The organism is Reichenbachiella versicolor (assembly GCF_003171675.1).
Classification (GTDB): Bacteria; Bacteroidota; Bacteroidia; order Cytophagales; family Cyclobacteriaceae; genus Reichenbachiella; species Reichenbachiella versicolor.
Window position 1 is genome coordinate 176,231 of record NZ_QFZQ01000009.1, and the last position, 12,920, is coordinate 189,150.

9 protein-coding genes are annotated in these 12,920 nt (G+C 35.7%); all 9 read left to right on the top strand.

The annotated features are described in order from the left end of the window. Positions 1–3: 3 nt before the first annotated feature. The 9 genes from gldA (at position 4) to DKG80_RS17755 (ending at position 12,673) form a co-directional block, all read left to right on the top strand. Positions 4–921, top strand: coding sequence for a gliding motility-associated ABC transporter ATP-binding subunit GldA (gene gldA, locus DKG80_RS17715; RefSeq protein WP_109832713.1), 918 nt, complete (start codon positions 4–6; stop codon positions 919–921). Next, entirely contained in the window at positions 921–1,649 is a 729-nt protein-coding gene (gene gldF / locus DKG80_RS17720; RefSeq protein ID WP_109832714.1) for a gliding motility-associated ABC transporter permease subunit GldF, read from the top strand. The genes gldA and gldF overlap by 1 nt, the downstream gene beginning before the upstream one ends. Next, a complete protein-coding gene (gene gldG / locus DKG80_RS17725) occupies positions 1,643–3,325 on the top strand; it encodes a gliding motility-associated ABC transporter substrate-binding protein GldG (protein WP_109832715.1) in 1,683 nt (560 codons plus the stop codon). Before gldF ends, gldG begins: the two co-directional genes overlap by 7 nt. 5 nt (positions 3,326–3,330) lie before the next feature. Next, positions 3,331–4,254, top strand: coding sequence for a hypothetical protein (locus DKG80_RS17730; RefSeq protein ID WP_162555961.1), 924 nt, complete (start codon positions 3,331–3,333; stop codon positions 4,252–4,254). Between the two features lie 254 nt (positions 4,255–4,508). Beyond that, complete coding sequence (gene dnaN, locus DKG80_RS17735; RefSeq protein WP_109832717.1) at positions 4,509–5,636, top strand: DNA polymerase III subunit beta; 1,128 nt, start codon at positions 4,509–4,511, stop codon at positions 5,634–5,636. 171 nt (positions 5,637–5,807) lie between these two features. After that, positions 5,808–7,481, top strand: coding sequence for a tetratricopeptide repeat protein (locus tag DKG80_RS17740; protein WP_109832718.1), 1,674 nt, complete (start codon positions 5,808–5,810; stop codon positions 7,479–7,481). 249 nt (positions 7,482–7,730) lie between these two features. After that, positions 7,731–10,568: a TonB-dependent receptor gene (locus DKG80_RS17745; RefSeq protein ID WP_109832719.1), complete on the top strand. Its 2,838-nt coding sequence runs from the start codon at positions 7,731–7,733 to the stop codon at positions 10,566–10,568. A 66-nt stretch (positions 10,569–10,634) separates the two neighbouring features. Beyond that, positions 10,635–11,687, top strand: coding sequence for a phytase (locus tag DKG80_RS17750; RefSeq protein ID WP_109832720.1), 1,053 nt, complete (start codon positions 10,635–10,637; stop codon positions 11,685–11,687). A gap of 20 nt (positions 11,688–11,707) precedes the next feature. Next, entirely contained in the window at positions 11,708–12,673 is a 966-nt protein-coding gene (locus DKG80_RS17755; RefSeq protein ID WP_109832721.1) for a metallophosphoesterase, read from the top strand. The last annotated feature ends 247 nt before the right edge of the window (positions 12,674–12,920 follow it).

Here is a 12,920-nt window from a genome sequence, read left to right on the forward strand (position 1 = left end):
AGTTTGTCGTTAGTAATCCAAAATCTTACGAAAATATATGGTCAGCAATATGCTGTCGATGATATTTCTTTCTCAGTACAAAAAGGAGAAATACTAGGTTTTTTGGGACCAAATGGTGCTGGTAAGTCAACAACAATGAAGATTGCTACTGGTTACCTGAGTCCTAGTATGGGATCTGTAAAGGTGGCTGATATTGATGTGATAGCTGAACCATTAATGGTTCAAGCCAAAGTAGGATATCTGCCTGAGCATAATCCTTTATATCTCGACATGTATGTTCATGAGTTTTTATCTTTTACAGGTAAGGCTAATAAACTTTCAAGTAAGCAAATAAGAAATAGAATTCCAGAAGTAGTTGAACAATGTGGTTTAATACGAGAACAAAACAAGAAAATTGGACAACTATCAAAAGGTTATAGACAGAGAGTTGGTTTAGCGCAAGCTTTACTTCACGATCCTGAAGTACTTATTCTAGACGAACCTACTACAGGTCTAGATCCAAATCAAATCCTCGAAATAAGAAAGTTGATCAAAGACGTTTCAAAAGATAAAACGGTGATTTTTTCTTCTCATATTATGCAGGAAATTAAAGCTCTTTGCGATAGAGTAGTGGTGATCAATAAAGGTAAATTAATTGCAGACAATACTATTGATGAATTTGAAAAGGGGTTCAAAGAAAGTCAAGTCTTGATAGTAGAGTTTAAAAGTGATATTAGTGAATCTCTACTAAAAGGAGTAGCGACTGTTGATAGTGTGACTAGAGAAAGTGAAGGTAAATATGCGCTGGAGGTAACTAACAGCGAAGAGGCTAGAAGTGAGGTTTTTCAGTTAGCAGCTACCAACAATCTACCATTGGTTGGATTGCAAGAGGAAGTTCGATCACTAGAAGATATTTTCCAATCTATGACCTTGGATCAATAATGTTAGCAGTATTTCTTAAAGAATTTAATGGGTTCTTGAATAGTTTAATTGCCTATATAGTAATTGGAGTATTCTTAACGTCTCTTGGGTTACTGATGTGGGTATTTCCAGATAGCAGTATCTTGGAATACGGTTATTCGGATATGAGTACACTGTTTAATCTCGGTCCATATGTATTCATGTTTTTAATACCTGCTATTACTATGAAGTTCTTTGCCGAGGAAAAAAGGACAGGTACAGCTGAGTTACTTTTCACCAAACCAATAACTTATTTTCAAGTGATATTGGGCAAGTATTTTGCAGGTCTTGCTCTAGTGATTCTAGCTATATTACCAACGTTATTATCATTTTATTCAGTATATGTTTTAGGTAATCCTGTAGGTAATTTAGACATCCCTGGAACTGCGGGTTCATATTTAGGCTTGATACTAGTCGGGGCTGCATTTGTCGCAATTGGTGTTTTTGCTTCTGCAATTACAGAAAATCAAGTTGTATCTTTTGTCATTGCTGTATTCTTATCTTTTTTATTTTTCTCTGGTTTTGATTCACTTTCAACCATTGATGTTTGGGGTAATATGGCACTTTATCTGAATCATCTTGGAATGCTTTCGCACTATAGTTCTTTGAGTAGAGGACTTATTGATTTAGCAGATGTTATCTACTTTATAAGTGTAGCGACAGTTATGTTATTGTTTACTAAACTAATTCTGGACGCAAGAAAATGGTAAACAATAAAGCCAAAAGTTTATTAGAACTGGGTATTGGCCTAATGGTAGTGATTATAATTAATCAGTTGATTAGTCACTTCCCTGTTCGCTTCGATATGACGGAAGGTAAGAGGTATAGTATTTCGGAAGCTACTAAAAATGTATTAACAAGCCTTCAGGAGCCAGTATATGTAGATGTATATTTATATGGAGATATGCCAGCTGGTTTTAAGCGACTTCGCAGAGCTATTGATGAAACGTTGGATCAGTTTGTTTACTATTCTGATAAAAAGATAGTTTATCGCTTTACAGATCCTTCTTCTGCCAAGAGTGCCAAGGCTAGAAATGAATTTTATGCCGCTCTAGTAAAGAAGGGGCTTCAGCCGACTAATCTATCCTTTAAGAAAGATGGTAATAAGACTGAGAAAATTATTTTTCCGGGAGCAGTCATTTCTTATTTAGGACAGCAGATGCCTGTAATGCTACTAAAAGGTAACAAATCGTCATCTGCTGAAGAACAGCTCAATCAATCCATAGAAGGTTTAGAATACGAAATCGCAAATGTGATCAGGAAGCTTTCAAGTGATCGACGTAAAACTATAGGAATGATTACAGGTCATAATGAACCAGATTCATTAAACCTTGCTGGTTTGACTTCAGCACTTCTAGAGAACTACAATGTATTTAAGGTTGACTTGCCAAATAGAACTAAGACTTTGGATATATATGATGCTTTAATCTTTCCAAAGCCGACTACAGCATTTACGGAGGTCGAAAAGTTTAAGATTGATCAGTATATAATGAATGGAGGAAAAGCTTTGTTTTTTATTGATGCCCTTCGTGTCAATATGGATAGTGCAAGCGGGGATGGAACCTATGCATTTCCTTATGAATTAAACTTGGACGATATGTTATTCAAGTATGGAATTAGAATTAATAGAAACTTTGTACAGGACATTGTTTGTAGTGATTTTCCAGTTGTAGCTGGTAACATGGGTAATAATACTCAGATTAGAATGCTTCCATGGCCATTTTTTCCTATTGTCAATAACTTTGGAAATCATCCAATTGTCAAAAACCTTGATGCAGTTTCAATGAAGTTTGTTTCTACAATTGATACAGTTAAAGCATCAGGAGTGTCCAAAGTACCGTTGTTGATGACTTCTCAGTACTCTTTGATTTCAACAACTCCAGTGAAAGTAGCATTCAACGAACTTCAGAAAAACTTAGATCCTAAACGTTTCAACCAAGGTTCTCAACCTGTAGCTTATCTTCTCAAAGGCTACTTTAAATCGAACTATGCCAAGAGGTTGCTGCCTAAAGAAGTTTCTAAGTCTGGTCTTATAGAAAATAGTAAAGAGACTTCTATATTAGTGTGTGCCGATGGAGATATGATTCGAAATGAATTTAGTCCGAAAGACGGTAAACCTTTACCATTAGGGGTGAGTCCATATAATCAAGTTCAGTTTGCAAATCAAGATTTTGTATTAAATGCAATTGATTATATGCTCAATGAAAGTGGCGTAATAGTATCAAAATCAAAAGAAGTTCAAATTAGACCACTTGATAAAGTCAAGGTAGAAGAAGAAAAGCTATTTTGGCAGGTGTTTAATTTAGTCCTTCCTATAGTTTTGCTAATTGTCTTTGGAGTACTCAGGGTTTATCTGCGCAAACGAAAATACGCTAGTTTTAAATGAGGCAATTGAATAAACATATATTAATTCTCATTGGGCTAATAGTAGTTTCAGTAGGGCTGTTTTTCTATGATGGTAGTAATTCCTCTAGTGTCTCGTTTGATGTAGACATGTTTCAAATTGAAGATACCTCAAGTTTGAAATCTTTAATTATAGAAAGATTTGGGAAAAAGATTGAAATACAAAATCCTGATGGTTGGTTGCTCAATGAAAGGTATGCAGTAGATCCATCATTGATAAAGGTTACTAAGGCCATAATGTCACAGGTTTCTATTATTCGTCCTGTTAGCCGGCTTAATTTTGATGAAATAAAAACAGACCTTCTGACCAAAGGTGCTAAGGTTACATTAGGTACTAAGACAGGTGTAAAATCATTCTATGCCGGAGGAAATGCTACTAAATCGGTTGGGTATTTTGCTAATGAGAATCTTACTGATATCTACGTTGTAGGCATTCCGGGTTATGAAAACTATCTCTCAGGAATATTCGAACTTACTCTGAATCAATGGCGAGATAGGATGCTGTTTGCTTCTAACTGGAGATCAATACAGAATCTTAGGATAAAATATTCTAACGCAGAAAACCTTGATATATACTTTGATAAAAAATTTCTTGCTGTAAATAGTGTTAATCTACTTGACACGGCTGTGTTCATGGACTATCTCAGTCAGTATGAGCAGTTCATGCTTAACGATTATCTAGATGAAGGAGAGTTTCCTCGATATGATAGTCTTTCAAAAGTAGAGCCTTTTGCTACTTTGACCTTAGATGATATTGATGCTTCAAGAAGCCGTAATTTGAAAATTTACCCATTGATTCCCAAAGAGCGATTTTACCTCTTGAAAGATGATAGTGATCAAATGATTGTCGTAGATAAGGGTAGAATGGAGAAGCTTATGAAGAAAGGAAGTTATTTTTCTGTGAATAAATAATTAGGGCAAATCTTTTTATATATGATTCGAATTTTAATTGAACCAATTCTATTGCCTCGTAAAGCCTGATAAATCTTCTGTTTAGCATGCGCTAAATAACTACCATTCTACTCAATTGAAATTTGCTACTGAAAGTTGCTAAATCACAGATAGAACTCACTTTTTTATTTGCTATTTATCCTTAACTTTGGCTGCCTCAAAGCAGGTTCATACTTTGAGCATTCATTTATTCTAGGACACTTTTAAACTTCACGATGAAATTTATTGTTTCTTCTTCGTACCTACTGAAGCAGATTTCTGCGATCAATGGTGTGATCACTACTAATCCAGTCGTTCCGATTCTTGAGAACTTTCTTTTTGAAATCAGCGATGGGAAGTTAACAGTAACTGCTTCTGATTTACAAACTTCCATGATCACGGAGCTTGAAGTGGAGGCGAAAGAGAACGGTAGCATTGCAGTTCCTTCTAAGATACTTTTAGACACTCTGAAAAATCTACCAGAGCAGCCAATTACTTTTGATATTGACGAAGCTTCATATAGCATAGAGATCAATTCTGACAATGGTAAGTATAAGCTGTCAGGAGAGAATGCTACAGACTTTCCTAAAGTGCCTACTGTAGCTGATGGTAGTTCGGTTAATATTTCCTCTGAGGTGTTAGGTCATGCTATCTCCAATACTATTTTGGCGACTAGCAACGATGAATTGAGACCAGCGATGACTGGCGTGTTTTTGAACCTATCTGATACGAATACCACATTCGTGGCAACTGATGGTCATAGATTAATAAGGTACAGGAGAGTAGATATTGCCTCTGACAGTGGTGCGAGCATGATTATTCCTCGTAAAGCTTTAACGCTGTTGAATTCGACCTTACCATCAGAGAATACTAACGTAAGTGTAGAATATAATGTGTCAAACGCCTTCTTTAGATTTGATGGTGTTCAGATGGTATGTAGATTGATCGACGAGAGATTCCCTGATTACGAAAATGTAATTCCAGCTGGTAATGATAACGAAATGACAATCGATAGAGCTGAACTTCTTGGTTCATTGAAGCGTATAGCGATTTATGCCAATAAGACAACTCATCAGGTAAGATTGAAGATCACCGGAAGCGAGTTGGTAGTGTCATCTGAGGACTTAGATTTTTCTAACGAAGCCAATGAAAGACTTTCTTGTGACCATAACGGTGCAGATATTGAGATTGGATTTAATGGTAAGTTCTTGATTGAGATGCTAGCAAATGTTAGTTCTAAGCAAGTAACAATGAAGCTTTCTGAACCAAATAAAGCTGGGCTTTTAGTTCCAGTAGAACAAGCAGAAAATGAAGATTTATTGATGTTAGTGATGCCAGTAATGTTGAGTAATTACTCAGCTTAATAGCGCACTAAATATTAGAATACTCTAGGGCAGTCAGAAATGACTGCCTTTTTTTGTTCATTTTTTTGATTATTCATTTCTATAATTAATAGCAACTTCATAGTCTAGCTAATCCTAAGTAATCTACTAAGCTTAATATTGTCATTTGTCTTTTGAAAAGTGATAAATGAGATGAAGAGCTACTATTTTCTACTTTTATGTATCTGCCTGTCTTCTTGTCAATTTCTTTCCCCACATCCTAAATCCATTTCTTCTTTCGAAATAGAGCCACTTGTTATTGACTTAGAGCTCAGTTCAAATAAAATTCCATCAGACAGTCTATTATTCTTAGGGCATAACCTTCTGGAGTTAGCAAAAAAACTTAATGATAAGTCTAGTGAAGCGCGTATTTCTTTGCTGTTGGCTAAGGTTTTAACTGAAAACGAGGCGTTTGATGAAGCTATTGTACATTTAAGTAGTGCCATTGATCAATTCACGATCGACAATAATTTTCGCTTTTTAAGTAAAGCCTATAAAGTCATGAGTTTTGTTTTTTTAGAAACAGATAATTATGATAAAGCTTTCTACTCTATACACAAAGCTATGGAGTATAGTCAGTCTGAACCTCATAGAAAAGATCTTGCTTCACTTTATGGGCATCTTGGACATATCTATGAAAAGACACAAGTGTATGATAGTGCATTGCTATGTCAGAAGAAGGCTCTTGAGTATTTTGAATCTCAACCAGATTCAGTTGAACTAGCGGTCATATATGATAATATTGGAAGTATCTATGAGGATTTAGAGTTGTATGATGAAGCGAAATTCTATTTTGAAAAGGCCTATGAATATAATCTTGGGATAAAGTCGATGTTGGCACTCGTAAGTAACCTGAATAATATTGGAGATGTATATCGTAAAACAGGTAATTATAATATGGCTATGCAGTATACCAAAGAGTCATATACGCTTGCAACGAAAATCAAGAATCTTGATCAAATTCAATCAGCAGCCAGAGATATATCCAAAACTTTTGCGGATATAAATGAATATGATAGTGCATACTATTATTTATCGATCAGTTATGAGTATAAAAATGAATGGTTTGGAGAAAGAATGGCAAAAGAATTGGCTAAGGAACAGATCAAGTTCGATCTTGAAAAAAAGAAACAGACTATTGTTGCGATGAAAAAAGACAGGCAGAATACCTTGACTTTAATCAGGTTAGGAGGATTGTCTTTAATACTAATCACAGGTTTGATTTCTTATGGTTCTTTTTTAAAATCCTCTAAAAACAAAAAGGAAAAGCAACTACTCAAAATTGAGAATGAATTAAATAAATCTGAGTTACTCAATGCTCAATTAAACGAAGAAAAACTTAAAGCGGAAATTGAGAATAAGCGTCTTTTTGAAAAACAACTCCAAGATGATCTAGAGATGAAGAATGGAGAAATATCAAGGTCCGCTTTGCATATGATAAGAAAGAATGAATTCTTAAAATCACTCCGAGACAATCTAAAAAAGATTAAAAAAAGTGAACCTGAAGATGTCAAGAAAAAAGTGAATAAGTTAACTAAAGCGATTGACCTTAGTTTCACAATGGATGAAGATTGGCAAGAGTTTGAATCAGTTTTTAAGAAAGTACACGTAGGGTTCTATGAAAAATTAAAAGAAAAACATCCAAATCTATCAGCGGCTGAAGTTCGGCTTTGTACTATGATTCATAGTAACCTTCAGTCGCATGAGATATCTTCAATCTTGAATATATCAAGTGATAGTTTGAGAATAGCTAGATATCGGCTTCGTAAAAAAATTCAACTTGAAAAAGGCTCGAATTTATATACCTATTTGAGTACAATCTCATAACTTATTAGTAATTTATAACTTGTTGATTATGTGTGTTTTGTTAGTAATTGTATACGCTTTGTTGCTTTTTGTAGACGTGCTTGTACATCTATTGTAGCCTCTTCTGATTACAAGACTTTTACATAATTAGCTAAGCAACAATAATTACATAAAAACTCCTTGATTAAAGTTATCTAAGTTTTAAAACTTGCTAATTTATCCTTAACATTCTACTTCTACTTTCGCCATCGAACTAAAACACTTTTACCAATGAGAAAAATTATGATCAGCTGTTTAGCTATCGTATTAGTCCTTTTCGCATCAGAGGTTGCAGAAGCTGGAGCAGGCACTATTAAAGGAAAAATCACCGATGAGAACGGGCTAGCGATGCCCGGTGCTACAGTTCTTGTAACAGACTTGGGACAAGTCGGAGCAGTAACTGATATCAATGGAGAGTTTACCATAATTGATGTGCCAGAAGGAAGCCATGATGTGAAAATTTCCTATTTAGGATATCAGGAAATAACAAAGAAAGTAGATGTTGCTGATAAAGGCGTTTCTTCTTTCTCTTTTGATCTTGAGCCTGGAGTATTACTAGGAGGAGAAGTAATGATTCTTGGAGATAGATTGAAGGGACAAGCAAAAGCTTTGAATCAACAAAGGTCTAATGACAACATTACTAATGTAGTTGCAGCAGATCAGATTGGTCGTTTCCCAGATGCGAATGCTGGTGATGCTTTAAAAAGAGTGCCAGGTATTACTATGCAAGGAGATCAAGGAGAAGCTAGAAATATCATTATTAGAGGTTTGGCACCGCAGTTGAACTCTGTGACCTTGAATGGAAATAGAATTCCATCGGCGGAAGGTGATAATAGAAATATCCAGATGGACCTTATTCCTGCAGATATGATTCAGACGATTCAGGTGAATAAAGCTATACTTCCAGAGATGGATGGTGATGCTATAGGTGGATCGGTAAATCTTGTTACAAGAGGAGCCTCTGAAGGAATGAGAGTTTCAGGTTCTGTAGCAGGTAGTTATAATGAAGTTGGTGATGCTCCTGGGTACAACTTTGGGTTAGTAGCTAGTAACAGGTTTATAGATAATAAACTTGGTGCTGTTCTTTCTGCTTCATGGAGAAATGATGTAATAGGCTCTCATAACGTGGAAGCTGAGTACGAGTACGAAGTAGAGGATGATGATTCAGGAGAAGATATAGAAACCGATCCTTTTTTGGCCGTCAATGAAATTAGAACCTATGAAGTAACCAGATCAAGAAGAAGTGTATCATTGAACTTGGATTACAAAATAAATAACAATCATACACTCTATGCTAAGAGCATGTACACTAGGAGAAATGATTGGGAAAATAGATTTAGGTTAACTACTGAAGTAGATAAGGCTGTTTTTGCAAATGGTGTAGACAATGCTCCTACTGGGTTTATTGGTGTAGCTGATAGACAAACTAAAGGAGGTATTGACAATGATAAAGTAAGAAATACAAGGTTAGAAGATCAGCGAGTGCAGGCTTACTCCTTGAGTGGAGATCACTGGTTTGACAATATTCAGTTAACTTGGAATGGAGCTTATTCTAAGGCATCTGAAGAAAGACCAAATGAGAGATATGCTAAGTTTGAAACAGATGAAGATTTAACGTTAGATGTAAATTCAGCTTTCAGCGGGTTTAGAGAACCACAATTGATTTCGACGAGTATAGATGAAAATACAAATTCGAATTTCGTATTTGACAAGTTTGTGGAAGAGAATCAGTATACCGAAGAAGAAAATTATACAGGTCAAATCGATTTGAAGATTCCTTTGTCAGTACTGTCAAGTCAAGAAGGGAATATCAAGTTGGGAGCGAAGTATAACGCTAAGTCTAAACTTCGAGATAATGAGTTTATGGAATACACGTTGATCGATGGGGACATTTCATTAGCTGATGGGGCTGTTTCAAACAAGACTAATGCAGATTACCTTGCTGGTAGTAAGTATTCAGCAGGAGATTTTTATTCAGAGAAAGCACTTGGTAAGTTGAACTTTGCTGATGAATCTAGGTTCGAGGGAGAAGATAAGCCAGATGAGTATTTGGCTTCAAACTATCAAGCCGATGAGAATGTGACCGCTGGATATATACAATTGACACAAGACTTAAACGACGAGGTTAAGGTAATCGTAGGAGCAAGGGTTGAACATACAGATTTTGAATACACAGGTAATGAAGTGAATTTCAATGAGGACGGTGATTTCGTAAATGCAGAACCAATTAAGGACAGAAAGTCTTATGATAATTTATTGCCTGCAGTACACTTAAGGTATGCACCTAGCAGCGATCTTGTTTTGAGAGCAGCTTGGACTAACTCTTTGGCTAGACCAAATTACTACGATCTGGTTCCCTATAGATTAATTGAAGAAGAAGAAGAAGGTGAAGAGTTGTTTTTAGGTAATTCTGAATTGAATCCAACTACTTCTATGAATATAGATTTGATGGCTGAATATTACTTCCAGTCAGTAGGCGTAGTTTCTGCTGGATTGTTTTATAAGAGTATTGACGATTTTATTTATACTTCGGTGACTGAAGCTGGAGATATTACCACTTTCCAGCCGAAAAATTCAGGCTCTGGTAGTATTAGAGGTTTTGAACTTTCTGCTCAAAGACAATTAGATTTTCTACCGGGTGTATGGAAAGGGTTCGGTATTTATGCGAACTATACCTACAATGCATCTGATATAGATGGTATAGCTAGTGAAGACGGAGATGTGAGAGATGGTATTGATCTTCCAGGAACAGCCGATCACCTATTCAATGCTTCACTTTCTTTTGAAACTAAGAAATTGGTAGTAAGAGTTTCTGCTAATTATTCTTCCGATTACATAGATGAGGTGGCAGATGAAGAATTCTTTGATAGATATTATGATGAGCAGTTCTTTCTTGATATAAATGCCTCTTATGCAGTTACTAATAATTGGAGAGTATTTGCTGAAATGAACAACTTAACTAATCAGCCTTTGAGATACTATCAAGGAATAGAGTCAAGAACTATGCAAGTTGAATACTATGGTCCTAAGTTCAATCTAGGAGTAAAGTTTGACTTATTTCAAAAGTAAAATTTGATTAATCTAAAATAATAAAGAAGGCTGTACTTCGGTACAGCCTTCTTTATATCAGCCAATATGAGGAAAATATTATTTATAGCTTTGGTGGCTATTGGCTGCCAGTCTAAAAATGTGTCAGAGTCGATAATTAAGCTTAAACCAAAGTACACAACAAGTCCTGTTCAGTATGATAGTGATGACCCTGCGATATGGATCAATCCAATTGATCCGGCTAAATCATTAATCTTGGGAACAGACAAGTATGAAGATGAAAAAGGGGGGATTTATGTTTTTGACCTTGAAGGGAAATCAATTGATTCTTTGAAAGTTAAAGGCGTAGATAGACCTAATAATATAGATATACTACATGGAGTAGTATGGGACAGTGTAAAATTGGATATAGCCGTATTTACCGAGAGGGGAAAGAAAAGGATTCGTGTTTATCAGCTACCCGAAATGAAATCAATTGATGGAGGAGGAATTCCTGTATTTGAAGATAGTGATAGTCGAGCTGTAATGGGTGTTGCGTTATCTTGGCGAAAATCTGATAGTACTGCTTATGCTATAGTAAGCCGAAAAGGAGAAGGCTCTCCAGCCAATGGTTATTTGTATCAATACAAATTGAATCTGGATAGTGGCAAAGTCTCAGGAGAACTCGTACGCAAGTTTGGTAAGTTTAGTGGAGGACATGGAGAGATAGAAGCTATAGCTGTAGATGATCAGATGGGTTATATATATTATTCAGATGAATGGTTTGGTATTCGCAAATACTATGTGGATCCAGCTATGGGAGATGAAGAATTGGCTTCTTTTGGTTTGGATGGTTTTAAAGAAGATAGAGAAGGAATTTCTATTTATTCAACTTCGGATTCTACAGGATACATTTTGGTATCAGATCAGCAAGCTAATGTTTTTAGGGTATTCCCAAGAGAAGGGACTAATAAAGACTTACACGAGCATCCTCTTATCAAAGTGGTTCCTGTATCTACGAATGAGAGTGATGGTTCAGAAGTGTCTTCGGTTTCGTTTAATAGTGATTTTCCAAATGGTCTCTTTGTAGCGATGTCGGATGACAAAACATTTCAAATCTACGATTGGGATGATATTCAGAAATTAATAGATCTTCCTTAAACTAAGATTGATTGAGTAATATGAGGGAACTTTTAATATATATATCAGGCATCTTATTGATAGTAAGTTGCCAATCGAGACAGCAAGTTCAATCAAGCGAACCTGAGTCCAAAGATGAAAAAGGGATATTTGAAAAAGCTTATGAGGATGCGATTCATTGGTATGTGATAGGTGATTTTGGTCGAAATGGACAGTTTGGACAGCAAGAAGTAGCAGATCAGATGGGGGAGTACTCTGAGATACAAGAACCAGATTTTATTGTGACTACTGGAGATAATATTTATCCTAATGGAGTGGCAAGTGTTCTTGATCCGCTATGGAAAACTTCTTTCGAAGATGTATATCGTCATCACAACTTATTTTGCAATTGGTATGCAGCAATAGGAAATCATGGCTATCGAGGCAATCCACAAGCTCAAGTAGATTATACTAAAATTAGTCAAAGATGGCAGATGCCTGCAAGGTACTATGTCAAGAATTTTGAGGACGACAATATCTCTATCAAAATAGTTTTTCTTGACACTAACCCTTTTGAAGATCAGTATTATCGGCAGGACAAGTATATGTCTGTTTGGGATCAAGATTCTACCAGGCAGCTAGTATGGATGGATAGTGTTTTGAGTGATAACAGTGCTGATTGGAAAATTATTGTAGGGCATCATCCATTATACTCGGGTGGTAAAAGAATACACTCAACTGGAAGTATTAAAAATCATTTAGAAAAAGTTTTGATCAAGTATAATGTGGATCTGTATTTTGCAGGTCATGAGCATGACTTGCAGCATATTCATAACCCAGCTTATAAGACTCATCATATAATTTCTGGTGCTGGTTCTGATATAAGAGAGACAGGAAAAATGGAGTATACAAAGTTTGCTGCCGCACAGAATGGCTTTGTGGCAGCAAGTGCATTAAAAGACAAGCTATTGATTAGGTTCATAAATGTCAAAGGAGAAGTAATTCATCATTTCGAATTGAATAAATAGGAAAGAACTTGTACTGAAAATAAGCAATTAGAGACAGATGTTTATTTAGCTATGCCTTCTTTTTTTACTTAAGTTAAAACTTAGTTGTTGAATGAAAAATTGCCCATCATTAAGCTTTTGTTAGACATAAAACTTTCATGAATAAGGGAATTCACCCACAGGCATGAAACTCGTTTTAAATAGAAACCAAACTATAAAACGATATGTCTACAGTAGAATTCCCTCAGCTAATTGAACGCGGTTGTGG